Origin of the sequence: Paenibacillus tarimensis (assembly GCF_021532315.1) — a bacterium.
GTDB classification, from domain to species: domain Bacteria; phylum Bacillota; class Bacilli; order Paenibacillales; family Paenibacillaceae; genus Paenibacillus_I; species Paenibacillus_I tarimensis.
Map to the genome: position 1 here is coordinate 322,191 of NZ_JAKGAO010000004.1, position 25,670 is coordinate 347,860.

Sequence of the window (25,670 nt, forward strand, 5' to 3'; positions counted from 1 at the left end):
AAGGGCTATTTTGTGGTAGTTGAATCTCAATCCTCCATGTTATAATCAGCCTTATGGAGGAGGGAGTCCATTGCTGCCTAGAGTGAACCAAATTTTGATTCTGCAGGTTGCTTCTTCAGATGAAGAAGAAGCAAAGATTGAGTATAAGTCAAGGATTGCCGACATACAGGAAGGCCGGCTGCTGATCGAAATTCCGCTGGATGAGAAGACCGGTCGGCTTAAGAAGCTTTATCTAGGGGACGAGCTGTCCGCGTTTTTCCTCAATGAAGAGGGAGTGAAGCATTATTTCACCTCCCATGTGCTTGGCTTCAGGCAGGATGTACTGCGGTTGGTAGAGATCAGGCTGCCAGAGCTGGATTCCATTACCAAAATTCAGCGCCGCAGCTTTTTGAGGGTTTCGGCTGAGCTGGAAATGGCTGTCAGGCTCAATGGTGATAAGCGGTTTATCGTTCAGACAGATGATGTCGGCGGTGGCGGAATTTCCTTTCTAACTGAAGGCTCATTCGAGCTTAAATCGGGCGATACACTGGAATGCTGGCTGCTGCTGACTTACAAGAACGGTTCTGTCGAACATGCTAATTTCAAGGCAGAGATCGTACGCGTGAGAACGCTGGAATCCGGGCGTAAGCAGGTTATGGTGAAGTACATCAGTATTTCGGATGCCGAACGGCAAAAAATTATTCGCTTCTGCTTCGAAAGACAGCTGGAAGTCCGTAAGCAGTAGCCTGCCATATGCGCATAACCGGCAGCTTGGGCGGGCACCCTATACTCTAAACACGGAAGGATGTGCCAGGGGTTTATGGGAAAGCGCAAGCTTGCCGGCGGCTGCACCAATTGCGAAAAATGGAGCCGGATTGCTGACGAGATCAGCTTCCGGCTCTTCTTGTGTCTGATGGCCTTGTTAGCAGCCTTAATCATAGCGCAGGCTGCACTTCAGTATGAACCGGTCAGGAACTGGCTCTTGCTGACCGAAAGACTGGAAGGCATCCCTTATACTGGGGATGCCTTTTGCATCTCTGTTTTTAGTGTGGTATAATTTTCACGTTCGCAGGCCGTGCCTGCTTTTTTCTTGGGGTGCTGTGAAGCTCGGGCTTCCTGCTTACCTGATGGTGGAGGGATTATTTTTTGGCAACGATAGAGCAGCATACTAACAGAGACCGGATCAACATTGCGATTGACGGTCCCGCAGGAGCGGGCAAAAGCACTGTCGCCCGCCGTGTAGCCAGCTTGCTGGGATATGTGTATATTGATACTGGAGCTATGTACAGAGCCGTGACACTCGCCGTACAGCGGTCTGATATCGACATTAGCCGTGAAGATCTGTTAGATGATCTCGTGAGGAATCTGGATATAACATTGAAGCCGGGGGACCCTGTTCAGCGGGTGTTCCTGAATGGAGAAGATGTTACTGGATTAATCCGGTCACGGGAGATAACAGCAGGTGTATCGGCAGTGGCTGCAGTAGAGCCAGTCAGAACCAGTCTTGTTGACAAGCAGCGTAAGCTGGCGCTTACCAAAGGCGTTGTCATGGACGGGAGAGATATCGGTTCCCATGTTCTCCCGGATGCGGAGTTAAAGGTGTTCCTGACCGCATCGGTTGAAGAGCGGGCGAGACGCCGGTACAACGAATCCGGTGCTGATCAGGGATATACGCTGGTGCAACTGGAGAGGGAGATCGCCGAACGGGACCGAATGGACGAGCAAAGGCTTGTGTCTCCGCTTGTTATGGCACAGGACGCAGTTCTGCTGGACAGCACGAACTATACGATCGATGAAGTCGTGCAGCGGATTATGGAGCTGGGCCGCAGCCGGATGGCGGAGGCGAAATCACAATGATATACCGGATATGCCAGTTCTTGCTTGATGTGATATACACACTTTTATTCCGGATTAGAGCCGAAGGGCTGGAACATGTTCCGGCACAGGGTCCTGTTCTGCTCTGTTCCAATCATATCAGTAACTTTGATCCGCCAGCAGTTGGCCTTAAGGTACGCCGACGCGTTCACTTTATGGCCAAAGCTGAGCTGTTTACCTTCAAACCATTAGGCGCTCTGCTTACAGCAATCGGTGCTTTTCCGGTTAAGCGGGGCGGAGTCAGCAAGGAATCCATCAAGCTGGCGCTGCAGCTGCTGAAGGATGGTCATGTGATGGGGATATTTCCTGAAGGAACGCGAAGTGTTCCCGGTATGGAAGGGGCAGCCAAGAAGGGCGCGGCCATGATTGCACTGCGCAGCGGTGCATCCGTTATTCCGGTCGCGATTAATGGCAGCTATAAGCTGTTCGGCAAGGTTGTCGTCCGCTATGGCCCCCCTGTAGACCTGTCCATTTTTGCAGATGATAAGGAGCCCGAGCTGCTTGAGAGGGTTACTGACGTCATTATGGCTCACATTCGTGAGCTGAGCAGGTAACTATTCTTAGTTAGCTTTTCACACATGCCTTATTCTATAATAACAAGAACAATGATTTTATTTTAAATCCTGCGGAGTGTTTCAAAACACTGCGATAGGTTTAAATAAAGTTGGGGTATGAATCGAGGAGGTTATTTCACATGTCAGAAGAAACTAAGGTACAGGAATCCGCAGCAGCGGAAAGCATCACCGAAGAGACGATGGACAATTTGGTATCGATCAAGAAGGGCGATACGGTTAAAGGTACGATCGTCAAAATTGAAGACAACCAAGCCTACGTCAGCCTTGGATATAAATACGACGGCGTAATTCCGCTTCGGGAGCTTTCCGCTGTTCATCTGGATAATGCGGCAGAGGCGGTACAAGTGGGCCAAGAGGTTGAACTTAAAGTGGTCAGCATTGACGACGATAAGGAAAAGCTTGTCCTCTCCAAGCGCATTATCGACGCTGAGCGTTCCTGGAGTGAGCTTCAGGAGAAATTCGAGAAGGGCGAAATTCTGGAAGTCACGATTGCCGATGTAGTCAAAGGCGGTCTGGTTGCCGATATCGGCGTTCGCGGATTCATTCCGGCTTCGATGGTTGAGCGTCATTTTGTAGAGGATTTCAGTGACTACAAAGGTCGTACGCTGCGCGTTAAGATCAAGGAAATCGATAGCGAGAACAACAAGGTGATTCTTTCGGCCAAAGAAGTGCTTGAGGAAGAATATGAGGCGAATAAGCAGCAAATCATGTCTTCGCTTGAAATAGGCCAAGAGATTGAGGGAACAGTACAGCGCTTGACTCCTTTCGGCGCTTTCGTGGATATCGGCGGAATCGATGGTCTTGTACACGTATCCGAGCTGTCCTGGGAGCATGTTGCGCATCCGAAGGATGTTGTAACAGAAGGCCAAGCGGTTCGCGTTAAGGTACTGAAGGTTGATCCGGCAGCAGGCAAAATCAGCCTGAGCATGAAAGCTGCACAGCCTGGACCTTGGGAAACAGCTGCCGACAAGTTCAAAGTGGGTGACGTTGTAACAGGTACAGTAAAACGTCTTGTTAACTTCGGTGCATTTGTTGAAGTAGCTCCTGGCGTTGAAGGTCTGGTTCATATTTCCCAAATCGCACATCGTCATATTGCAACTCCGTTTGAGGTGCTGAAGGAAGGTCAAGAGGTGCAGGCTAAAGTTCTGGACTTCATTCCATCTGAACAGCGTATAAGCCTTTCCATTAAAGAAACGGAAGAAGCACCGGAACCTTCGGCAAGACCGGAGAGACCATCCCGTGCTCCTAAGGAAGAAATTAATAACCCGAACGTAAGCATGAACAAGGAGAGCATGAGCTTTACCCTTGGTGAGCGCTTCGGTGACAAACTCAGCAAGTTTAAGTGATCGCAACTTAATCGCTAGAACTGCCGCCTGCAGGTAATCTGCAGGCGGCAGTTCTTTTTTATATACACGGCTTCGCAGGAGTCAGTCAGCAGACCGAGTATGCCGGCATGCTTTGGCACATAATAGGATTATAAGGAGGTTGTGTCTTGATTGCCGGATATCTATCTGTATGGCTGCTGCTGTCAGGCATGATCCTGATTATGACCGGCTGGCGGCGTGAGCTCCTTGGCAGCTGCAGTGTGCCAGCGGCTGTCTTCTTCACAGTCCCGTTAATCCTGTTCGTGCTTATATCTGCTGGCAGGCCTATTTACTACGTATTGCTGCCTATAGTTTGGTTCTGGCTTTGGGCTCAGCTCTCAATAGCCAAGCATGAAGCAGGTGTCCAACAAACCTATCTTTATTTGACTGCCTTACTTACGGCAGCGGCTTGGATCTGGATCCGTAAGCTCTATTGGTTTGATCCCGTGTTCGTGATTCTTCATCCGGATGCCGATGCACCGCTTCTGGCTGCGCTGGCAGCAGTATTTATGTCTACCAGGTTCCGTGATCAGTTTGCCGTACTGGCGTTTTCTTCCACGATCGGTGAACTCGGTTCCGCTCTGTTGCCGCTGAAGCAGCTGACATGGAGTGGTACATCTCTACTCGACAGCCGTGTTCTTCTGGACAGCTTCCTGCTGTCCATTACGGCTGTACGCCTGATGACCGTCCTGTTGTCCGCCGGTTTAAGCCTCTTTACAAAATTACGCAGAGCAGGCAGGCAGATGCTTGAGAGCATTTCACAGATAAGGGGGAAGACAGGCACATGACGGAATTTCTGGCCGCGCATAAGCAGACGATCGGTATTTTACTGGGCGTCCTAGCCGGTATGGCTGCTCGCCTTTATATGCTTCACACCGACTATCGCCAGTACCCGACATACCCGCATGGTCGTATTATTCATATATCCCTTGGTGTCATAGCAGCAGCATTGGGTGCTGTGGCAGTTCCGGCCTTGCTTAATAAGGACTATACCGCCATAACTTTTCTGGCGCTGGCTGCTCAACAGTTCCGGGATGTCCGCAAGATGGAGAGGGAGACACTGACGGTCATTGACCGGCTTGAACTCGTACCTCGGGGCGCAACCTATATAGAAGGGATTGCCATGGTTTTTGAGGGAAGGAATTATCTGGTCATACTGGCGGCATTTACAACCAGTCTGGCAGCGATACTTTGGGAGTGGTATGCTGGAATTGGAGCAGCTCTTCTAATGCTGCTGGCTGTTCGTCAGCTCCGTTCGGGGAAATCTATCTCGCATATCGCTTCTGCCTCAGTTGCGAAGGTGAGGCAGGATGGGCCGGACTTGTTCGTGGATGATATCTACATGATGAATGTAGGTCTGGAGGTCAACCAAGGGATTATTAGGGAGCGCGGGATTGGCATCGTATTAACTCCGTATAATCCCAACGGAAAAGCTACGATTTCCAATCTGGGACAACGACAGGCTATTCTATATGATTTGTCTACTCTTCTTGGCGTTTACCGGGATGAAGGGGAACCGGCTTTAGTCCCGCTTGCAAAGCTGGATATGAAGGACGGCAGGCTTGCTATCTTTATGCTGCCTCAGGAGAAGAATGAAAGTAAGGCGCGTGAGATCGTCGAGCGGGTACCGATTCTGGAGTCCGCTGTCCGAATGCCGACCGAAGCCGGTGTAAACCATAAGGAGGGAAGGGCGAGTGGCTAAAATTGCAGCCATCGTGACATGTGACCGGGAAACGGTCGCCGGGGGAGCCCCCATATTTGTCGAGTCCAGCCGCGAAGAACAGGAGAAGACCGCGTTTTTACTCGAAAAAATATTGGATGCTAGTGTACACGATTTAAAGAACGGTATTCTGGTCTTGGTGAAACACGGCGACAAATGAAATGTTAGCCAAGCCCGAGGTTTTTTGCTATGATGGTTATCGTGAGAATTTTTGAAGGAGTGGAATAGATGGCAAGACCCGTAGTGGCGATTGTCGGGCGGCCAAATGTCGGTAAATCCACCATTTTCAACCGGATCATTGGTGACCGGTTGGCGATCGTGGAAGACAAGCCCGGTGTAACGAGGGACCGTCTGTACGGCTCCGGGGAATGGAACGGCAGAGCCTTCAGTATTGTGGATACCGGAGGCATTGAGATTGACGGCGAGGACGAGATTATGAAATCTGTCCGTATGCAGGCCGAGCTTGCAGTAGAAGAGGCTGACGTTATTGTCTTCATGGTAGATGCCAAGGCAGGACTTACGCATGCAGATGATGAAGTTGCGCATATGCTGTTCCGGTCACGCAAGCCGGTTGTTGTAGCCGTTAACAAGGTGGACAACCAGGGGCGTTCAGATGATATTTATGAGTTTTACAGCCTGGGCTTTGGCGATCCGATTGGAATATCGGGTGCTCATGGAACAGGGATCGGTGACCTGCTTGATGCGGTGGTAGAGAAGCTGCCGGTCATCGAGGACGATGAGTATGATGAAGACGTCATCCGGGTAGCTCTTATTGGCAGACCGAATGTAGGAAAGTCATCGCTGGTAAACGCCATTCTCGGTGAAGAGCGGGTTATTGTCAGCGATGTGGCCGGGACAACCCGCGATGCTATCGATACACCTTTTGAGCATGACGGCCAAAAGTATGTACTAATCGATACAGCCGGTATGCGCAAGCGCGGCAAGGTGTATGAAACTACCGAGAAGTACAGTGTAATGCGGTCAATGAAGGCAATTGAACGGGCTGATGTTGTTCTAATCCTCATTAACGGGGAAGAAGGAATAATCGAGCAGGATAAGCATATCGCAGGCTATGCTCACGAAGCTGGACGGGCATCTGTCTTTGTTGTGAACAAGTGGGACGTCGTGGAGAAGGACGATAAGACGATGCAGCATTTTGAGCAGAATATCCGGGACCACTTCCTGTTCATGACTTATGCCCCGATCGTATTCTTGTCCGCGAAGACGAAGCAGCGGCTTCACAAGCTGCTGCCTGTTGTTAACCGGGTATCGGAGCAGCATTCGATGCGTATTCAGACTCATTTGCTTAATGATGTGGTAGCGGACGCGATTGCTATCAATCCTCCTCCTACAGACAAAGGCAAGCGTCTGCGGATTAATTATGTAACACAGGTCGCAGTCAAACCGCCAACAATCGTTATTTTTGCGAATGATCCTGAGCTGATGCACTTCTCCTATCAGCGGTACCTGGAGAATAAAATCCGGGCAGCGTTCGAATTTGAAGGAACGCCGGTTAGGCTTGTGACCCGCCGGAAGTCCGAGGAGGATTAGAGGGGCAGATGAATCTGCAGTCTGTTTTAGCGATTGTAATCAGCTATTTACTAGGTTCCATATCGTTCAGCATACTGATTGCTAAATGGGTCAAAGGGATCGACATCCGCAACCATGGGAGCGGTAATGCAGGGGCAACCAACACCTTGCGCGTACTGGGTAAGGGGCCGGCTGCGGCCGTATTCCTCCTTGATGTTGCCAAGGGAATTGCTGCTGTGTGGCTTGGGTATTGGCTTAGTGGCGGTAATGGGTGGATTCAGGCCGCTTGCGGGCTTGCCGCTATTACCGGTCATAACTGGCCGGTCTGGTTTCGGTTCAAGGGTGGTAAGGGAATCGCCACAACAATTGGTGTGATGGCATCCCTTGCCTTTCTTCCCTCCCTAGTAGCGGGGATCGCGGCTATCGCATCCATTGCCATCACCCGTTATGTCTCTCTCGGCTCCTTAATTTTTGCCGGGCTGGCGCCAGTTATGATGCTCGTATTTAATGCCGAAGCGTCCATCTTCTGGACGAGTCTGCTGCTGGGAGTCTATGCATTTATCCGTCATCGTACGAATATTAAGAAATTAGTGCAGGGCAAGGAGAACAAGCTTGGGGCGAAGAAAGGGGTGCCTCATGACCGGTAAGAAAGCGGCGGTTCTAGTTGCTGGCAGCTGGGGAACAGCACTAGCGGTCGTATTGGCGGAGAATGGCTGCTCAGTAACCTTATGGAGCCGGAATGCCGAGCAAGTTAACGAAATCAATGATAATCGGACTAATAGCCGTTATTTGCCGGATATAATCCTTCCTGAACGGCTTGCCGCTACAACTGATATCGAAGCGGCTGTCCGGGAAGCCGATCTGATTCTGTTCGCTGCGCCTTCCTCCGCCATGCGCGAGGTAGCGGCCCAGGCAGCGCCATACATAAGGAAGAGCGCGCTTTGCGTGCATGCGGCGAAAGGGTTTGAGCAGGTAACCCTGAAGCGTATGAGCAGCGTACTGGCTGAAGAGCTTCAAAGAGCCGAGGAAGAGATTGTTGTGATATCCGGACCGAGTCATGCGGAGGAAGTTGTGCGCCAATGTCCGACGACGGTGGTTGTTGCGTCACAGTCACAGCATGCTGCCGAGAAAGCACAGGACTTTTTTATCAATTCCTATTTCCGCGTTTATACAAACCCGGATGTCATAGGCGTGGAGGTAGCAGCAGCCATTAAGAATATTATCGCGCTCGGCGCCGGACTATCGGATGGTCTTGGTTTTGGCGATAATGCGAAGGCAGCGCTCCTTACCAGAGGGCTGGCCGAGATTGGCAGACTCGGTTCCGCCATGGGGGCTAATATGCTGACTTTTGCTGGACTTGCAGGTGTAGGGGATCTGATCGTAACGTGCACGAGCAGCCACAGCCGTAACTGGCGTGCGGGCTCCATGCTCGCCAAGGGCATGGCGCTGGACGAAGTGCTCCGCCAAATGGGCATGGTAGTCGAGGGAGTACGAACGACACAGGCCGCCTATGCACTGGCCAAACATTATGATGTCCAAATGCCCATTACGGAGCAGCTCTATGCTGTTCTGTTTGAAGGAAAGCCGCCGAAGACTGCGGTGGAGGACCTGATGGGCCGGGGCAGAACGCATGAAAGCGGGGAAGTTGCCAAGGACTGGGGCCCGCACTAATCCCGTCCCTCCCACATATGATGCTTAAAGCACGTGTGAGGAGGGAAAGGACTTGAGCAAAAATATCTCGAAGGATGTTCTGAACGCTGTTAAGAAGAAAACAGGCCGGCCGATCAGTGAAAAGGCGGTCAAGAAGCTGGCAAGCGGTGTTACACCAAAGACGATGCAAAGTGAAGCCGAGCTGCGCAAGCTGATCAAGCAGGTTTCTGCCATGGCCAAGGTGCCGGTCACAGAAGATACAGTGAACGAGATCGTTTCGGCCGTCAAGAAGAGCGGTATGAACATGAACAACATGGAATCTTTGATGAAGATGATGATGAAATAAAGCTGTCTGGCATGACATAGCCGGCCCGAAGCTGTATCGAGAACCGATACAGCCGCAGGAGTCGGCTTTTGTCCTTTTTTGTCCCGGATGGTATAATGACTGTTGATTGCTGCTTTCATGATGAGATAGGGTTGGTGGATTTATGGATGCAATGACCAAGATGTGGGTTTCTTTTATTGGTATCGGATTAATGGCATTATCAGCCGTTGTGATTACACTCGCACGCAGCAGGACTAAGGGAATTGTCCGGTTTGTTTTGTCACTGGTGGCATTCGGCATGCTGATTGTCGGCTGCTTCTGCGGGTTTATCTCTATTATCTAATACATACAGCCAAGGGTGGTGCATGAGAGATGATTGAATTGAAGGGGAGAACAAAGTCAGCTGACGTGGAGGCCGAGTCAGGGCTTACAATATTGGATGTAGCTTTAAAAGCGGATATTGATTGGGGATTTTCATGTACAAGAGGGACGTGTGCCAGATGCCGCTGTCTTATTGAAGATGGCGCTGAATTCCTGGAACCGGTAACGGATGCCGAGTGGGACAGGCTGGAGCCGGAGGAGCTCGATGAAGGCTACCGTCTTGCCTGTCAAGCTATGATTAAAGACAATGCCGGAACAATCCGTGCCGTTAACAAACCTTATTTCTAAGGAAGTGTCAGCAATGAATCCGCCTGATTCCATCAGAAGCGCATTAAGGAAGATCAGCAGCTTGTCCGGCGCCGTCGAGGGTGCATGGATTGTAGGCGGCAGTGCAGGTCTTATGCTGCGGGGAATAGCCTTGGCTGAGCCGCCGCGTGATCTTGATATCTATGCGGATAGGGCTGATGCGGCTTACCTGCATGACCTGTTATCCGGCTATGCGACAGATAGTCCAGCTTACAGTGTGACACCGATCTATGAATCGGTACTCAGCCATTATGAGATCGAAGGGGTATCGGTAGAGCTGGTTGGCGGTTTTGTCGTTACAGCGGGAGATGACAGGTATACGGTAAAAGTTCGGGAAGGTTTGATGCCATACGCATCCATGGTTAATATCAGGCCCGCAGAATTGCCGGCTGCAGTCGTTCCGCTTGCGCATGAGCTGATCTTTAACCTGCTTCGGAGCCGTATGGACCGGGTTGAAGTGGTGGCGGCAGCTATGTCAGAGGCTCCTCTGCAGCATGGTCCTGCTTTAAGGGCTCTTATTGCTGCGAGCAGCTTGACTACCGGTACGGAGCAGAGGCTCCTCCGGTTGGCCGGTCTAACAGAAGCGAAGGGAGACGGGGATTTATGGCGGTAACGATTACGTTCCTGCCTGAAGGCAAATCCGCAACCGTTCATCCAGGCACATCGGTGCTTGAGGCCGCACGGAAAGCACGAGTCCTCATAAAGACACGGTGCGGCGGTAAGGCAGGATGTCTCATGTGCAAGGTGAAGGATGTTGCAGGTGAAGGCTTATCAGGTCAAGAAGACCGGGAGAGACGGAAGCTGTTCGGCACAGCCGAAGGCACGCGATTATCCTGCCAAGCTAAAGTGGTTGGTAATGCCGTCGTTGAAGTGCCGGAAGATCCCTTGAAATCGACTGTCCGCAAGCTGCTGGAAAAGCAGCGGGAAGAGGATGAAGGGCTATGGTAAGTGGAGGAGGTACGTTATGAACCGATGGGGCAGGGTGATAAGGCATAGCGGACAAACTGCGCTGGTGCTGCTGCTGCTTACAGCTCTAACCGGTTGTCTGTATCCTAAGGATCGTATGGGACAAAATGAGCGACCCTCGAAGGAGTCTGTACGGTCGATTCAAGATGCTGTTGACCAGTATTTCGAGAGTACAGGCCTTCTGCCGATAAAGAACAGCAGTGAAGACACACCGAAATACGAGAAATTTGTCATTGATATCGCGAAGCTGGAAAGAATGGGTTATATCAGCGACATCCCGGCAGCGGCTTTCGAAAACGGAGGCAGTTACTATTTTCTTCTGCAGAATGAGGAAGTAGACCCGGTAGTTAAGCTGATGAGCATTTCGGTATATCAGCAGATTAACGACCTTCAGGTCAAGGTAGACGCATATAGAGAATCGAACGGGGGACAGCTGCCTGCGGGCGGTGAAGCTTATCCTTCCTTTTACCACCTTGATCTGGGAAAGCTGACTGGCAGCAAGCCGGACATACGCTCCGTTTACAGCAATCAGACGATGAACCTCATCATCCATGAGAATGGTACGGTTTATGCTGACTATGGCGCAGATATTCGCAAGGCGGTAGAGATGAGCGGAACAGAGCCCAGCCCGGAGGAAGATCTCCGGGAACTGCTTGTCAGCCAGTCAGATTTTGTACCCGTCAAATCAGCGGCATACTACTGGGTGAATGGAGACCCGGAGGCAAGGCTGCCTGAACAATAACGGCTTAATAACAGAGTGCGCATAAATGGAACCGTCAGGGAAAGAATCCCTGGCGGTATTTGTTTTTTCGCCTGGCGGCTGTTTTGCTCCAGTAAGGCATAGACGGGGCACTACGAACATATATCAGTTCTTGGAAGGGGATTAAGCGAAATGTGATTATGAGGCTGCAAAGATTTTTGATACGGTTTGGTCATAAAACGGAAGCGGAAGCAATATGATGTTACTAGTCCAAACAGTTGTACGAGAGTTGCAAGGTACGGATACGGGTGGGCCGGATCCGGTTGGCAATGTCTGTCGCTTGCCCCGCTTCCAGCTTCCGGTGGATGGCGGTGGATGTCCTGACGGCTTTGTGAATGCACGGGCAGCTCCGCCAGGTGCGTGCAGCACGGGAGTCCTGCCCAGCGGAGAGCTTCTACATACGTGCAGCAGCACCGTTCAACGGACTGACTCCTTGAACTCGGAAATTTGATTGGGAGGGGATATTCAGTGGAAAAAGTGGATATTTTTAAGGACATCGCCGAACGAACAGGCGGGGATATTTACCTCGGCGTCGTTGGAGCGGTCCGTACGGGCAAATCGACCTTCATCAAGCGTTTTATGGAAACGGTCGTACTTCCCAACATTACAAGCGACGCCGATCGGGTCAGGGCGGTAGATGAGCTGCCGCAGAGCGCAGCCGGTAAGACCATTATGACGACAGAGCCGAAATTCGTTCCTAACCAGGCTGTCCAAATCCGGGTATCGGAAGGGCTGGATGTGAATGTTCGGCTCGTTGACTGTGTCGGTTATGCGGTTGAGGGGGCTAAAGGATACGAGGATGAGAACGGCCCGCGAATGATATCCACTCCGTGGTTTGAGGAGCCGATTCCATTCCAGGAAGCTGCAGAGATTGGTACCCGTAAAGTCATTCAAGAGCATTCTACACTTGGCGTTGTGGTTACAACAGACGGATCGATTGCCGAAATTTCCCGTAATTCCTATGTAGAATCAGAAGAAAGGGTCATCGCAGAGCTTAAGGAAGTCGGCAAACCGTTTGTGCTTATAATCAATTCCACCAATCCTAAAGGGGACGGGGCGCAGCAGCTGCGGGGAGAGCTTCAGGCAAAATATGATATACCGGTTATGACGATGAGCGTGGCCACCATGGGCGAGGATGAAGTCATGACGGTTCTCAGGGAAGTATTGTACGAATTCCCGGTACATGAAGTTAATGTCAATCTTCCAAGCTGGGTAATGGTGCTAAATGATAACCACTGGCTTAGATCCAGCTATGAAGCGTCTGTCCGGGATACTGTAAAGGATATCCGCCGCCTGCGGGATGTCGATCGTGTCGTGGATCAGTTTATGGAATATGATTTTATCAGCAGAGCTGGCTTGAGCGACATGAACATGGGGCAGGGCGTTGCCGAGATTGATCTCTACGCCCCGGATGAGCTCTATGACAAAATACTGATGGAAGTGGTCGGTGTAGAAATACGCGGCAAGGATCACCTGCTGCAGCTCATGCAGGAGTTCTCACATGCCAAGCGGGAATATGACCGCTTTGCAGAAGCGCTTGAGATGGTGAAGACAACCGGCTATGGTATTGCCGCACCGACGCTTGCCGAGATGGCACTGGATGAACCCGAGCTGATTCGCCAGGGATCAAGATTCGGTGTCAGACTGAAGGCTACCGCTCCTTCTATTCACATGATTCGGGTGGATGTGGAGTCGGAATTTGCTCCTATCATCGGAACCGAGAAGCAGAGCGAGGAGCTTGTCCGTTACCTGATGCAAGACTTCGAGAATGATCCGATCAAGATCTGGGAGTCGGATATATTCGGCCGTTCCCTGCATTCAATCGTACGTGAGGGTATTCAGGGTAAGATTGCCATGATGCCAGATAATGCCCGCTACAAGCTGCAGGAAACACTGGGGCGGATTATTAATGAAGGCTCAGGGGGCTTGATTGCCATCATTCTGTAAAACAGAACAGAAGTATAGCTGAGCAAGGGATGGATTACAGCGTTCATGTAGCGCTATATCCATCCCTTGTTTCAGTTTGGTTTCGACATAAAATGATATATCTCACAAATTCCGATTGACACACTCGGAAAAGATGGTAATATGATGAGTAAGTTTTCATATTTATCATTTTGCTGCACAGAGAGGGGAAATTTTCTTCATGAAAAAGTTAACGAAATCATCGATTCTGCTGCTTGTCGCGACCTTTATGCTTGTACTGTCCGCTTGCGGCGGAGGAAGCAAGACGACAACTGGCGGTACATCCGGCAGCACGCCTGCCGAATCGGCGAACAACAGCGGACAAGCTAATGGTACAGAGGCTTCAACGCTTGCAGGCAAGAAGATCGCGCTTGTGATGCAGTTCAATACGGGCACATTCTCCGCCCAATATATTGAAGGTGTAAAAGAGCAGGCAGAAAAGCTTGGCGGTACGGTTCAAGTGTTTGCCTCCGACAACAAGCTGGATGTCATGGCATCGAACCTGGATGCTGCTGTTAATCAGGGCTTCGACGGAATTTTGATTGACCACGGACAAGCTGGCGCTCTGGAGGCGGGCATTAACCGTGCTGTGTCGAAGGGCATACCGGTTGTTGTGTTCGATGCCGATGTTAAAATTCCGGGCGTGACGGTTCTCCAGCAGGATGATCAGGCGCTTGCCGAGATGACCCTTGAGCAGCTGGCTCAAGATGCAGGCGGCAAAGGCAACATTGTGAAGGTATGGGTGGCTGGTTTCGCACCAATGGAGCGCCGAGAAATTGCGTTCAAGGCGTTCCAGGAGAAATATCCGGATATCAAGGTTGTTTCCGCTTTTGGTAATGCGAATAATCCTGCACTCGACACGCAAGCGCAGATGGAAGCAGTCTTGAAGCAGTACAAGAAAGGCGAAATCACTGCTGTATGGGCCGCTTGGGATGAGTTCGCCAAGGGCGCGGCCAGAGCGATTCAGCAGGCAGGCCGTACGGAGATTAAAGTATATGGCATTGATATGAGTGATGAGGATCTGCAGATGATTCAGGACCCTGCAAGCCCGTGGGTAGCTTCAGCTGCTGTTGACCCGAAGGACATTGGCCGTGTTCAAGTTCGTTATCTGTATCAGAAGTTTAATGGCGACAAAACAGAAGATGTGGTCGTGCTAGAGCCTGCCTTCGTCAAGCGTGAGGACCTGCCGTCGGAGAAAATTAATACAACTCAGCTGCATGAGCACGTGGAGGGCTGGGGTACCAGTGAGCAGGGGTACACCGATTGGATGAGAGAGCTCGAAGCAGGCGGCTCGAATTAAGCACAAGAGAAGGAGAGTTCGTATATAATGGCGCTTCTTAGCATGTCGGGCATAAACAAGTCGTTCTCAGGCGTGCCGGCGCTGCGCAGTGTGGATTTTGAACTGCAAAGCGGAGAAATTCATGCACTGCTTGGAGCTAATGGGGCAGGCAAGAGCACCTTGATGAAGGTTCTCTCCGGCGCCTACTCACCGGATTCAGGAGTGATCCGGATCGATGGGCAAACGGTACAGATCCGCTCACCATACGATGCCAAGAAACATGGTATTCAGTGCATATATCAAGAAGTGGATACTGCGCTTGCTGCAGGACTGTCTGTTGCCGAGAATATAATGATGGACAAGATATCTGCAGGCGGCGCAGGCCTGCTGAATTGGAATAAGATCAGGCGCGAGGCGGAGAAGGCACTTGTCCAGGTTGGTGCCGATATACCGGTCCGCAAGCCTGTCGATGAGCTGACGCTTGCCGAGAAGCAGCTCGTTCTGCTGGCCCGGCTGCTGACTGAAGAAGCCCGTATTGTAATCTTTGACGAACCGACGGCGCCGCTCAGCCTGGAAGAAGCTGAGCGGTTATTCCGTGTTATGGAGCGCTTGAAGTCCAGCGGAATCGGTTCGATCTTTATCACTCACCGGCTGCCTGAGGTATTTCGCATGAGTGACAGGATTACGGTCATGCGGGACGGGGAGCGGGTCTTGACTGAAGCCAAAAATAATACGAACGCAGACAGCATTATTCAGGCCATGCTCGGTAAGACGTTTGCGGCTGAGTTTCCGAAGACGGAGGCTGCCATCGGCGAAATACTGCTTGAAGCGGAGGGTCTGTCTTTAGGACATAAGGTGAGGGATGTCTCTTTCACCGCAAGAAGCGGCGAGATAGTAGCTGTTGTGGGCCTTGTCGGTGCTGGCAAGACGGAGCTGTCACGGGTGCTATTCGGAGCTGACCGCCCCGAGAAGGGAACCGTTCGGGTAGGGGGGCGGGAGACTGTACTTCGCGAGCCGGTGGATGCGGTAAATAGCGGTATTGTGCTTGTCCCGGAAGAACGGCGCAAGCAGGGGATTCTCGTTCATGAGTCCGTTCAGCGGAACATCAGTCTGCCGCTGCTGGATGGTCTGTCCTCGCTTGGATTTGTATCGCTGCGCAAAGAAAAGAAGCTCGCGGAAAATATAATCCGCAGGCTGGGCATCAAGGCCTCTTCACCGGGCCTTGCGACCGCATTCTTAAGCGGCGGCAACCAGCAGAAGGTATCCATCGGCAAGTGGCTGGAGACTGGCGCCAGTGTATTTCTGTTTGATGAACCGACCAAAGGTGTCGATATTGGAGCGAAGAGCGATATCTTCCGCATCATTGGAGAACTTGCGGCTAGCGGAAAATCAATCGTTTACTTTACCTGTGAATTCGCAGAAGCAATTGGTATAGCCGACAGGCTGCTTGTGATGTGTGATGGACAAATCGTCAAGGAACTGTCCCGGGCAGAAGCCACACAGGAAAAAATTCTACTTTATGCAAGCGGAGGGGAAGACGGCAAGCATGAAATCTAACATTCTCGAGTGGGCCTATAAATACGGCGCGCTGTTCGTCATCGGTTTTGTTATCGTCTTTTTCTCCTTGTGGGACGAGCACTTTTTTACCTACGATAATCTCTCTGACATTCTGCGTTCGATCTCGATCGTTACTTTTGTGGCGATTGGCATAACGTTCTCGCTCGCTGTGGATGGCTTTGACCTGTCGGTAGGCTCGACTGTCTCGCTGACAACTGTGCTTGCCGCAACGCTGATGGTTTGGCATGAACAGCCGCTTATCGTCGTTATCGCGGTTCCGCTGCTTGCGGGCGCCCTGATCGGTATGCTGAATGCATTTCTGATAGTGAGGATCCGGATTCCCGATTTGCTTGCGACACTGGCTGTTATGTATATTATTTCCGGAATCCACCGGACATACACTAAGGGCTATTCGATTTATAACAATATGCAGATGAGCGACGGCACCAATGCGCCGGGGGTATTCCAGGATTCCTTCCTCTGGCTTGGCCAGGGACAACTGCTCGGTATCCCGGTTCCCGTTGTGCTTATGGTGCTGGCCGTTATCCTTGTCCATCTGTTCTTTACCTTCACCAAATGGGGCAGGCAGATGTATATTACAGGCGGTAATGAAGAGGCAGCGAGGCTTTCTGGAATCCGGGTACGGCGTATCCGTCTGGCTGCATATATGGCATCGGGCGTATTCGCGGCAATCGGCGGACTGCTGTTCGCAGCGCGTACGGGAACCGGCCAGATTGATGCTGGCGCTCCGCTACTGATGGAGTCAGTTGCCGCTGTTTTTGTCGGGTATTCGGTCTTCGGCGCCGGTAAGCCGAATGTCATTGGAACCTTCTTCGGGGCCGTGCTCATCGGTGTGCTCCTGAATGGCCTGACTATGATGCGGGTTCCTTATTATACAAATGATATTATCAAAGGCAGTGTTCTAGTGCTGGCACTCGCTGTAACATTCATACATCTGCACCGCAGACGCGCTTAGTCACAGTGTTTTCCTGCCGGGTCTGAAAACTGCCAAATCTACTTGAAATTCCTATACGGCTGTATTACTATAAAAATTGTTCGGTCGAAATAGGTATATATTTGCAAGTTTCGGTTAAACAGAATGATAATGAATGAGACAGTGTGCAGTCAGGGGAGGTGAAAGCAATATGAACAAAACGGAATTGATTGCAAAAGTATCAGAACTGACGGAATTGTCGAAGAAAGACGCAACCAAAGCGGTCGACGCCGTTTTTGATGCCATCTCCGATGCGCTCCAAAGTGGTGACAAAGTCCAACTCGTTGGATTCGGCAACTTCGAGGTTCGCGAGCGTTCGGCCCGTAAGGGACGCAATCCGCAAACCGGCGAGGAGATCGAGATCGCTGCAAGCAAGACGCCTGCATTCAAGCCTGGCAAATCGCTTAAGGATCTTGTTTCGGGCTAACACATACACCTATTATGTCTAACGTCCGGGCCGGAAGGTCTGGACGTTTTGTCTACCTGTGTGGTCTTTCAATATATTGACAAGTGGTAGATTTTTCAGTACAATTTGTTGTGCTGTTGTCGGGTGTTAGCTCAGCTTGGTAGAGCGCTACCTTGGGGTGGTAGAGGTCGCCAGTTCAAATCCGGTACACCCGACCATTTCGACAAATACCATCAACTGCTTTCCGTTCGTATATACGAGGAAGGCAGTTTTTTTCAGGGAAGGCCTATACAACAGTGGAGCTTAGTGCCGCAGCCTGTTAAGTGTACAAGCCGGCTTGAGAGGAGGAACGGATATGGAACAACCTACTCATGGTGATTATATTGTGGTAAAGGCGAAGGATCAGGGTGTTCAGGTCATCGGGCTGACAAGGGGTACTGATACCAAGTTTCACCACACGGAGAAGCTGGATAAAGGTGAAATCCTCATCGCACAGTTCACGGATCATACATCCGCTATCAAAATTCGGGGAAAGGCAACCGTGTTAACCAAATACGGCTCGCTCGATACCGACGAGTAACAATTACATAAGAAATATGCGGATGAGCAGGCATAGCCTGCTTTTTTCGTATATACAATTAGGTATGGCACGGGAGCGGGGACTGGGTTCAGATGAGAGGGGGATGATGAAGCGTGATGAAGGGCAAGGGGCAAAGGTTGTTAAGAAATCTTCTCGGCGGCTGTCTTGCGGCTGTTATGTGTGCCTTGATCATCACGCTGCTTCACTCTTTAAGCGGCGGAACTCCAACATCACGTGCAGTTATGGTGATCCAGCCGGAGAGGATAACCTGGATCGGCAGTGATAATCTGGTGGATGCGCTGCTCGCCCAGCACTTCTCCCAGCGGATACGCAGGACGGATTTGAAATCGGCTGTTCTGTCGGTGGATTTTGCGATCCCGCAAGAGGCAGTGGATATTGAGCCTATGTATGAGGATGTGCTGAAGCTGATCAAGCTATCCTTTAACCAAGCCCGTAACGTTGACCGGCTGCTCATACGCTTCGTGGAGCCTGCTGCTGGAAACGGACCGCATGCTGAAGTGAGGGAACGGCTGCTGCTGGCAGCCGATATCCGGCGAACAGACAGCTGGCTGGCCGATGCAGAAGCGGTGGAGGTTACGGATCTGCTGGCCGAAGAGAGCTGGTCGCACCGGCTTCGAATCAGCTTTACAGCTCTTGGGGCTCAACGGTTTGGCCGGAGCCACGGACTGTGAGCAAGGCATTCAGCAACTATAGCGGCTAAAGCGGGATAAGAAGCATTACTGTGCTTCACCATTACAGTTGTGATATAATAATTTAGATTATAGAGCTGCAGCTTGGAACATGAACTGCACTGCCCGGAGGCTGGACGATGAATGAATACCGCATACCAGAATTAGCCAGAAAATACGTCGAGCACGACATGATAACAACCCATACCGAGCTTCCGGATTTCCCCGACTTCCGGGTCAGGTTACTATATACGCTGTTGTCTGAAGGCACAGCAAGTGCTGAGCATCACGAGCTATATGCGCTTGTCGTGTCACTGGTTCAGATGGGGCTGGATATCCATGACGTCATTGATACCGACACGGCTGTTCTGTCCCAAATACGCATGCGTGAAAGGCAGCTGAATGTACTGGCCGGCGACTATTACAGCGCACGATTTTACCATTTGCTGTCTCAGGCAGGGCAGGTGGGAATGGTCCGCTGCCTGAGTGACGCCATCTGCGAGATTAACCGTCAAAAGATGAATCTGTATATATTGATGAGGCAGATGAAGCTGACGGCGGAAGAATATATGGCTGCATGCACCGAACTGAAGAGCGGTTTGTTTGCGGGCTTTGGCCCGTTTCTGGGAGAAGCGCATTCCCCCGTATGGCCTGAACTGCTTGCGGCTGTCAGCCGCTGCGATGTTGTGATGGACGAGCTTGAGCGTGTGAGCGAGCCATTGCGGTTTGAAGGCAGCTGGGGATACTGGCATGTGCTTGAGCATGGATCGGAAGAGGAGAAGATGAAGCTGATTCAACACGGGCGTGAGGATAGCTTTATTAAACTCCTGGCTCGAAAATACGACTTGCGCGGACAGCTGATCCGCATGTTGAAGCAGGCGGTTCAGCAGTTTCAGACTGCTGCGGGCCAGCTGGAATCGGACAAGCTCACGGGCGAGCTGGCGGAGCTTGGCGAGAGCATTCTGCGTCCTTTTACCGCGCAAGCGGCTGTATACAACGAGATGAGGTGACAAGATGGATGCGAAGACGAAGGAGAGCTTCGTCCATTCCGTATTTGAGACCATAGCCCCCAAATACGATATGATGAATGATTTGCTCAGCTTCCGCAGGCATAAAGCCTGGCGTAAATTTACGATGCGAAAGATGAATATTCAGGCAGGAGAAACAGCCATTGATATATGCTGCGGAACTTGCGACTGGACGATTGCCATCGCGAAGGCGAGCGGTACAGGGCATGTGGTTGGGCTTGACTTCAGCCAAAATATGCTCGATATCGGCCATAAAAAGCTGGATAAGGAAGGCCTGGATTCCCAGATCAGTCTTGTTCAGGGCAATGCTATGAGCCTCCCCTATCCGGATCATTCATTCGATTATGCGACAATTGGCTTCGCCCTGCGCAATGTGCCTGATCTGCACAAGGTGCTGCAGGAGATGCGTCGTGTCGTGAAGCCGGGAGGGAAGGTTGTCTGTCTTGAGCTCTCGAAGCCAACCTGGCAGCCATTCAAGGGGATTTATTACTTCTATTTCCGCAGATTGCTTCCGCTTGTCGGCAAGCTCGTTGCCAAGAGCTATGAACAGTATAAATGGCTGCCCGAGTCGCTGGTTGCTTTTCCGGATCGGCATGAGCTGAAGGCGATTTTCGAACAGAACGGACTGAGGCAGGTGGAAGCCTATCCGCTGACCGGCGGAATTGCCGCTCTCCACATCGGCACGAAGGAGAATGGCCGGACATGATGCGTAAAATAAAGATTTTTATGGAAATGATTAAATTTGAGCATACGCTGTTTGCTCTGCCTTTTGCCTTCGTGGGAGCCATTCTGGGAGCTGTAATGGAACAGGACAGGCTGCCGGGATGGGGGGAGATCGGATGGGTTATTGTAGCTATGGTGGGCGCCAGAAGCGCAGCCATGGGACTAAACCGGCTGATCGACCGGGCCATTGACGCGCGTAACCCGCGGACGGAAAAACGTGCGATTCCCGCAGGACTGCTGCGTTCGAATGAAGTGCTTATTTTTATTACGGTCTCATTCCTTCTATTGTTTGCAGCTTCCTTCCGGCTTGATCCATTGGCAGTAAAATTGCTGCCTGTTGCGATCTTTATGCTGGTTTTTTATTCTTACACGAAACGGTTCACTTGGCTATGCCATTTATTCCTGGGCTTTACGATCGCGCTCGCGCCGCTTGGCGGATGGGTTGCCGTTACGGGCACAGCAGGGTGGTCCGCTTATCTGCTTTATGTTTCCGTCGCTTTCTGGACAGCAGGCTTTGATATCGTCTATGCTTGCCAGGATTACGAGTTTGACCGCAGGGAAGGTCTTCACTCGATTCCAGCCCGTTTTGGAATCAAGCGCTCCTTATGGCTTGCCCGTTTGTTCCACCTTGTACCAGCCGGCGGTTTCCTGGCGTTATTCTGGATGACCGAATTAAGCTGGGGGTATCTGACAGGCACTATTATTGCAATAGGTCTGCTCTTCTATCAGCATGTCATAATCAAGCCGCAGGACCTTTCGCGTGTTAATTTATCGTTCTTCACTATGAACGGAACGCTGAGTGTCGTATTATTTGTCTTTACGCTGCTTGATTTGGTGGTGCTGCATCAATGGTGAGCAATCGCTCTTATGCCGGCAAATGGGTAGTGGGGATTACGGGAGCAAGCGGCTCTGTCTATGGCATTAGGCTCACCGAGGTCCTGCTTGCCGGCGGCGTGCAGGTACACCTTGTCATTACGGAGGCCGGATGGCGTGTGCTGAAGGAAGAAGCGGGCTGGACTGCTTCGAAGAGGCAGGAGGCGCTCGAAACGCATTTTGGCCCTTATCTGGCTGAAGGTGCTCTCCGGTATCATCCGGTAGCCGATATTGGTGCAAGCATAGCGAGCGGTTCCTTCCGCATGGATGGCATGATTATTATTCCCTGTTCCATGGGGACCCTTGCTTCTATCGCCCACGGCACGTCGGATAACCTGATGACACGGGCTGCCGATGTGATGCTGAAGGAGGGACGGAAGCTGCTTCTTGTGCCGCGGGAAACACCGCTTCATGCCATCCATCTGGAGAATATGCTTAAACTGGCCCGACTTGGCGTGCGGATTATCCCTGCCATGCCGGCCTTTTACTATCGCCCGCAGACTATGCGTGATATGATTGAATTTATGGTTGGTAAAGTACTCGACAACATGCCCTTCGAGCACGATTTGTACCGAAGATGGGGAGATGAGCAGGATGGGCCTTAAACGCCCGATCACCATCGGACGCATTGATTATGCCAATGTATGGCCGATATATGACTACTTGAATGAAGTATTAGCAGAAATGGATGCACCGCCTCTCAAATTTATGCAGGCTGTCCCGTCTGTATTGAATAAAGCATTGGGCGAAGGCAGAATTGACGCTGCTGCCGTGTCATCCTTTGCTTATGCCCGACACAGCAGCGAGCTGCTGCTCCTGCCGGGTTTATCAGTTAGCGCAGACGGCCCGGTGGGTTCTATTCTGCTCTTCTACAAGGAGCCGTTTGACCGGATGCTTAGCGGCAGAATTGCGCTGACAACAACCTCCGAGACATCGATTAACCTGTTGAAGATTGTCTTGGAGCAGAGATATCAGGCGAAGCCGGAGTATCTGTCAATGGAGCCGGATTTAGAAGCCATGATGGAGGTGGCGGATGCCGCGCTGCTGATTGGGGACCATGCGATTCGGGCATCCTGGCTGGAGCATGGTTACCGTGTGCTGGATGTCGGCGAGATGTGGAAGAAATGGACCGGGCACAGCATGACGTATGCGGTTGTAGCGGTCCGGCGTTCTGTGGCAGAGTCTTATCCTCAAGAGGTCGGGCTGCTGCACCGGGCGCTGCTGGAAAGCAAGCGCAGAGGCATACGGTATGCCGGTGAGCTGGCAAGAAAGGCGGCAGCTGAAATCGGCGGTGATTTGTCCTACTGGAATCAGTATTTTCACGGGCTGAGCCATGATTTTGGCACAGCCGAACAGACAGGCCTGATGCACTATTTTGGCTTTGCAAAGCAGTTAGGCTTGCTCAGTCAGGATGTGGGTATCCGGTATTGGTCTGAATCTGTGGCACAGGTGAACGAATGAAACTTCTGGATATATACGCAAAGATGCGTGCCGATCTTAACAAAATAGAAAAAGAGCTGGAGCGGAGCATTACGAGCGATCATCTGCTTCTTAGCGAGACCTCGCTCCATCTGCTGAAGGCGGGCGGGAAAAGGATTCGTCCGGTCATCGTGCTGCTGGCGGGCAAGTTTGGCGACTACCGGCTTGACGTGCTGGAAAAGGTCGCTGTTCCGCTTGAATTGATTCACATGGCGTCACTCGTGCATGATGATGTGATTGATGATGCCAGCACGAGGCGCGGCCAGCTGACCGTCAAGTCTAAATGGGATAACCGCATCGCCATGTATACGGGTGATTACATACATGCTAAGGCGCTGACAATTGTCACAGAGCTTAGTAACCCTGCCATTCACCAGGTGCTGTCCAAAGCGCTTGTGGAGATGTGCATCGGTGAAATGGAACAGATCCGCGACTTTTTCAATACCGGACAAACCGTGCGTAATTACCTGCTTCGAATCCGCCGCAAGACGGCGCTGCTGATTGCTATCAGCTGCCAGCTTGGCGCGATGGCAGCTGGTGCTGGCGAGCAAATTTACAACCGGCTGTACCGGTTCGGCTATAACATCGGGATGGCCTTCCAAATCCGTGATGATCTGCTGGACATATGCGGGACAGAGAAGCAAATCGGCAAGCCTCCCGGCTCCGATATTCGTCAAGGGAATATTACACTCCCCGTACTTCTCGCTCTCCGTGAAGCGGACAAGCGGGAGGAGCTGCTCACTGAAATTGCCAGACTGAAGAGCACCAATGGTGAAGCAGACAGCAGCAGAGCCATTGAACTTATTCGGAATAGCGAAGGAATAGGTGAAGCAGAACGCCTCGCCAGCCGATATATAGATAAAGCGGTTCACGCGCTTTCCGGTCTACCTGATATACCGGCCCGGAAGAGCTTGAAGGATATAGCCTATTTTATTGGCGAACGCAGTTATTAAGAACATCCGTACAGGAGGGATTAATAATGGAACAAACATTCTTGATGGTGAAACCAGATGGTGTTCAGCGGAGTCTAATCGGAGAGATCGTGTCTCGCTTTGAGAAGAAGGGATTACAGCTTGTTGGTGCGAAGCTGATGATGGTTAGCAAGGAGCTTGCGGAGCGGCATTATGCCGAGCATAAAGGTAAGCCCTTTTATGAGCCGCTAATTGAGTTCATCACATCTGGTCCAGTGTTCGCGATGGTCTGGCAGGGTGATCAGGTCATTGCGCTGACCAGATCGCTGATCGGCAAGACCAATGCCGTGGAAGCGGCCCCGGGCACTATTCGCGCCGATTTTGCGGTACATACCAATTTCAACCTGATTCACGGATCGGACTCCGTGGAGAGCGCACAGCGCGAAATCGGTATTTTCTTCGATCCAGCCGAGCTGATTCCTTACGATCATACGATCCAGCGCTGGATTTAATTTAGGCCACAGACTAACTGCAGGACGCGGGAGGAGCGCTTTATGGAAGACACGGATTTTTTATTTTTCATTAAGCAAATCAAGGCGAAAACAAACATCGATCTCTCGCAGTACAAGGAAGCGCAAATGAAACGCAGGCTGACTACACTTCGAGCAAAGCATGGATTTACCACTTTTGCAGCCTACACGGAAGCGCTAAATTCTGATCCGAAGCTGATGAATGAGTTCCTGGACCGGATGACAATCAATGTATCCGAATTCTGGCGCAACCCAAACCGCTGGGCGGCTCTCGAGCAGAAATTCCTGCCGGAGATGCTCAAGACGGGCGGCAAGCTGAAGATTTGGAGTGCGGCGTGTTCTACAGGCGAGGAGCCTTACACGATTGCGATGATACTGGACAAGCTTGGCGCTTTCGAGCGGGCCTCGATCCTGGCCACGGATCTAGATAACAAGGTTCTGGAGAAAGCGATGGAGGGGCGGTATTCGGACCGTTCGGTCAAGGATGTGCCGTCCTCGTACAGGGATCAGTACTTCAACCATGCAGGGGATGATGAGCTTACTGTCAATCCCAAGCTGAGGAAGATTATCCGGTTTCAGCAGCACAATCTGCTGCACAGCGCGTTTGAGACCGGCTTTGACCTCATAGTCTGCCGTAATGTAATGATTTACTTCACGGAAGAGGCGAAGCATGAGCTGTACCACAGGTTCGCGAGCAGCTTACGGCCTGGAGGCATGTTGTTTGTAGGCAGTACAGAACAGATTTTCTCACCCGCCCAATATGGGCTTGATACGGTGGAGACCTTTTTTTACCGCAGAAAAACGGACTAATGTATAAGTGTTCATCTTTTTTCCGATACTGACAGTAAGCATGCATGTCTGGAGGTATAGGATGGATAAGCGCAAAGTAATCGCGGCATACCGCCGTGGGATGATTACGATTCATGAGTGCGCGCAAATACTTGGACTTGAAGCTATACAGGTGACCGGCATAATTGAAGATTTCAAGCTGCCGGCGGATCCGGCTGGCCTGCCCGCTAAGCAACCGATCAGCGGTTGCTGATATGGCAGTATACTAGAACCGCTTCTCCCGTCAATCGGCAACAGCCGACACACGGAGGAAGCGGTTTTTTCTTATATGAGGCCCTTATTATATGTAAAAGACAAAGCCAGCCGGGAATTGTATACATGGCCTTCATTTCTTGTCAAACCGTCAGGGCTATACTATAATGAGCAAAGATATTAG

33 protein-coding genes and 1 tRNA gene are annotated in these 25,670 nt (G+C 51.4%); all 34 read left to right on the forward strand.

The genetic code is table 11. The features are described 5' to 3' along the window. Positions 1-70 precede the first annotated feature (70 nt). Positions 71-724, forward strand: a complete 654-nt coding sequence (locus L1N82_RS02770) for a flagellar brake protein (protein WP_235285799.1) — start codon at positions 71-73, stop codon at positions 722-724. A 75-nt stretch (positions 725-799) separates the two neighbouring features. Beyond that, a complete protein-coding gene (locus L1N82_RS02775) occupies positions 800-1,036 on the forward strand; it encodes a hypothetical protein (RefSeq protein ID WP_235285800.1) in 237 nt (78 codons plus the stop codon). 89 nt (positions 1,037-1,125) lie between these two features. After that, entirely contained in the window at positions 1,126-1,836 is a 711-nt protein-coding gene (gene cmk / locus L1N82_RS02780; RefSeq protein WP_235285801.1) for a (d)CMP kinase, read from the forward strand. Further along, a complete protein-coding gene (locus L1N82_RS02785) occupies positions 1,833-2,408 on the forward strand; it encodes a lysophospholipid acyltransferase family protein (protein ID WP_235285802.1) in 576 nt (191 codons plus the stop codon). Before cmk ends, L1N82_RS02785 begins: the two co-directional genes overlap by 4 nt. A gap of 140 nt (positions 2,409-2,548) precedes the next feature. Continuing rightward, a complete protein-coding gene (gene rpsA / locus L1N82_RS02790; RefSeq protein WP_235285803.1) occupies positions 2,549-3,775 on the forward strand; it encodes a 30S ribosomal protein S1 in 1,227 nt (408 codons plus the stop codon). 146 nt (positions 3,776-3,921) lie between these two features. Next, positions 3,922-4,581, forward strand: a complete 660-nt coding sequence (locus tag L1N82_RS02795; RefSeq protein WP_235285804.1) for a YphA family membrane protein — start codon at positions 3,922-3,924, stop codon at positions 4,579-4,581. Then, the gene (locus L1N82_RS02800; protein ID WP_235285805.1) at positions 4,578-5,495 is read left to right on the forward strand and encodes a YIEGIA family protein; all 918 of its coding nucleotides are present in this window, start codon (positions 4,578-4,580) and stop codon (positions 5,493-5,495) included. The genes L1N82_RS02795 and L1N82_RS02800 overlap by 4 nt, the downstream gene beginning before the upstream one ends. Next, positions 5,488-5,673, forward strand: a complete 186-nt coding sequence (locus L1N82_RS02805) for a capping complex subunit for YIEGIA (RefSeq protein WP_235285806.1) — start codon at positions 5,488-5,490, stop codon at positions 5,671-5,673. The genes L1N82_RS02800 and L1N82_RS02805 overlap by 8 nt, the downstream gene beginning before the upstream one ends. 68 nt (positions 5,674-5,741) lie before the next feature. Continuing rightward, entirely contained in the window at positions 5,742-7,064 is a 1,323-nt protein-coding gene (gene der, locus L1N82_RS02810; RefSeq protein ID WP_235285807.1) for a ribosome biogenesis GTPase Der, read from the forward strand. 8 nt (positions 7,065-7,072) lie between these two features. Then, the gene (plsY, locus tag L1N82_RS02815) at positions 7,073-7,690 is read left to right on the forward strand and encodes a glycerol-3-phosphate 1-O-acyltransferase PlsY (protein WP_235285808.1); all 618 of its coding nucleotides are present in this window, start codon (positions 7,073-7,075) and stop codon (positions 7,688-7,690) included. Then, positions 7,680-8,714, forward strand: coding sequence for an NAD(P)H-dependent glycerol-3-phosphate dehydrogenase (locus L1N82_RS02820; protein ID WP_235285809.1), 1,035 nt, complete (start codon positions 7,680-7,682; stop codon positions 8,712-8,714). Before plsY ends, L1N82_RS02820 begins: the two co-directional genes overlap by 11 nt. 52 nt (positions 8,715-8,766) lie before the next feature. Next, entirely contained in the window at positions 8,767-9,039 is a 273-nt protein-coding gene (locus L1N82_RS02825; protein WP_235285810.1) for a stage VI sporulation protein F, read from the forward strand. 142 nt (positions 9,040-9,181) lie between these two features. Continuing rightward, positions 9,182-9,361, forward strand: a complete 180-nt coding sequence (locus tag L1N82_RS02830; RefSeq protein WP_235285811.1) for a DUF2768 family protein — start codon at positions 9,182-9,184, stop codon at positions 9,359-9,361. A gap of 29 nt (positions 9,362-9,390) precedes the next feature. Further along, on the forward strand, positions 9,391-9,687 hold the full coding sequence (locus tag L1N82_RS02835; RefSeq protein ID WP_235285812.1) for a 2Fe-2S iron-sulfur cluster-binding protein: 297 nt from the start codon (positions 9,391-9,393) through the stop codon (positions 9,685-9,687). A gap of 13 nt (positions 9,688-9,700) precedes the next feature. After that, the gene (locus tag L1N82_RS02840) at positions 9,701-10,318 is read left to right on the forward strand and encodes a nucleotidyltransferase family protein (RefSeq protein ID WP_235285813.1); all 618 of its coding nucleotides are present in this window, start codon (positions 9,701-9,703) and stop codon (positions 10,316-10,318) included. Next, on the forward strand, positions 10,309-10,653 hold the full coding sequence (locus L1N82_RS02845) for a 2Fe-2S iron-sulfur cluster-binding protein (RefSeq protein WP_235285814.1): 345 nt from the start codon (positions 10,309-10,311) through the stop codon (positions 10,651-10,653). Before L1N82_RS02840 ends, L1N82_RS02845 begins: the two co-directional genes overlap by 10 nt. 16 nt (positions 10,654-10,669) lie before the next feature. After that, positions 10,670-11,413 carry a hypothetical protein gene (locus L1N82_RS02850; protein WP_235285815.1) on the forward strand — a complete coding sequence of 248 codons (744 nt, stop codon included), beginning with the start codon at positions 10,670-10,672 and terminating at the stop codon, positions 11,411-11,413. Between the two features lie 486 nt (positions 11,414-11,899). Continuing rightward, the gene (gene spoIVA / locus L1N82_RS02855; RefSeq protein ID WP_235285816.1) at positions 11,900-13,378 is read left to right on the forward strand and encodes a stage IV sporulation protein A; all 1,479 of its coding nucleotides are present in this window, start codon (positions 11,900-11,902) and stop codon (positions 13,376-13,378) included. A 199-nt stretch (positions 13,379-13,577) separates the two neighbouring features. Then, entirely contained in the window at positions 13,578-14,696 is a 1,119-nt protein-coding gene (locus L1N82_RS02860; RefSeq protein WP_235285817.1) for a sugar ABC transporter substrate-binding protein, read from the forward strand. A 27-nt stretch (positions 14,697-14,723) separates the two neighbouring features. After that, positions 14,724-16,232 carry a sugar ABC transporter ATP-binding protein gene (locus L1N82_RS02865; protein ID WP_235285818.1) on the forward strand — a complete coding sequence of 503 codons (1,509 nt, stop codon included), beginning with the start codon at positions 14,724-14,726 and terminating at the stop codon, positions 16,230-16,232. Further along, on the forward strand, positions 16,222-17,208 hold the full coding sequence (locus L1N82_RS02870; RefSeq protein ID WP_235285819.1) for an ABC transporter permease: 987 nt from the start codon (positions 16,222-16,224) through the stop codon (positions 17,206-17,208). Before L1N82_RS02865 ends, L1N82_RS02870 begins: the two co-directional genes overlap by 11 nt. Before the next feature lie 169 nt (positions 17,209-17,377). After that, positions 17,378-17,653, forward strand: a complete 276-nt coding sequence (locus L1N82_RS02875; protein WP_235285820.1) for an HU family DNA-binding protein — start codon at positions 17,378-17,380, stop codon at positions 17,651-17,653. Positions 17,654-17,773: 120 nt separating this feature from the next. After that, a tRNA-Pro gene (locus tag L1N82_RS02880) sits at positions 17,774-17,850 on the forward strand. Positions 17,851-17,987: 137 nt separating this feature from the next. Continuing rightward, positions 17,988-18,212 (forward strand): trp RNA-binding attenuation protein MtrB, encoded by a 225-nt coding sequence (gene mtrB, locus L1N82_RS02885; protein ID WP_181438835.1) that lies wholly within the window; start codon positions 17,988-17,990, stop codon positions 18,210-18,212. 113 nt (positions 18,213-18,325) lie between these two features. Next, a complete protein-coding gene (locus tag L1N82_RS02890) occupies positions 18,326-18,904 on the forward strand; it encodes a hypothetical protein (RefSeq protein ID WP_235285821.1) in 579 nt (192 codons plus the stop codon). Positions 18,905-19,041: 137 nt separating this feature from the next. Continuing rightward, positions 19,042-19,911, forward strand: a complete 870-nt coding sequence (locus L1N82_RS02895) for a heptaprenyl diphosphate synthase component 1 (RefSeq protein ID WP_235285822.1) — start codon at positions 19,042-19,044, stop codon at positions 19,909-19,911. A 4-nt stretch (positions 19,912-19,915) separates the two neighbouring features. After that, positions 19,916-20,635 (forward strand): demethylmenaquinone methyltransferase, encoded by a 720-nt coding sequence (locus L1N82_RS02900; protein WP_235285823.1) that lies wholly within the window; start codon positions 19,916-19,918, stop codon positions 20,633-20,635. After that, positions 20,632-21,507, forward strand: a complete 876-nt coding sequence (locus tag L1N82_RS02905; RefSeq protein ID WP_235285824.1) for a UbiA-like polyprenyltransferase — start codon at positions 20,632-20,634, stop codon at positions 21,505-21,507. The genes L1N82_RS02900 and L1N82_RS02905 overlap by 4 nt, the downstream gene beginning before the upstream one ends. Beyond that, positions 21,501-22,130 carry a UbiX family flavin prenyltransferase gene (locus L1N82_RS02910; RefSeq protein WP_235285825.1) on the forward strand — a complete coding sequence of 210 codons (630 nt, stop codon included), beginning with the start codon at positions 21,501-21,503 and terminating at the stop codon, positions 22,128-22,130. Before L1N82_RS02905 ends, L1N82_RS02910 begins: the two co-directional genes overlap by 7 nt. Then, positions 22,120-22,986: a menaquinone biosynthetic enzyme MqnA/MqnD family protein gene (locus L1N82_RS02915; RefSeq protein ID WP_235285826.1), complete on the forward strand. Its 867-nt coding sequence runs from the start codon at positions 22,120-22,122 to the stop codon at positions 22,984-22,986. Before L1N82_RS02910 ends, L1N82_RS02915 begins: the two co-directional genes overlap by 11 nt. Further along, positions 22,983-23,957 carry a polyprenyl synthetase family protein gene (locus L1N82_RS02920; RefSeq protein ID WP_235285827.1) on the forward strand — a complete coding sequence of 325 codons (975 nt, stop codon included), beginning with the start codon at positions 22,983-22,985 and terminating at the stop codon, positions 23,955-23,957. The genes L1N82_RS02915 and L1N82_RS02920 overlap by 4 nt, the downstream gene beginning before the upstream one ends. 26 nt (positions 23,958-23,983) lie before the next feature. After that, positions 23,984-24,427, forward strand: a complete 444-nt coding sequence (gene ndk / locus L1N82_RS02925; protein ID WP_235285828.1) for a nucleoside-diphosphate kinase — start codon at positions 23,984-23,986, stop codon at positions 24,425-24,427. Positions 24,428-24,469: 42 nt separating this feature from the next. Continuing rightward, positions 24,470-25,255: a CheR family methyltransferase gene (locus L1N82_RS02930; protein ID WP_235285829.1), complete on the forward strand. Its 786-nt coding sequence runs from the start codon at positions 24,470-24,472 to the stop codon at positions 25,253-25,255. Positions 25,256-25,316: 61 nt separating this feature from the next. Continuing rightward, entirely contained in the window at positions 25,317-25,487 is a 171-nt protein-coding gene (locus L1N82_RS02935; RefSeq protein ID WP_235285830.1) for a hypothetical protein, read from the forward strand. Positions 25,488-25,670: the final 183 nt, after the last annotated feature.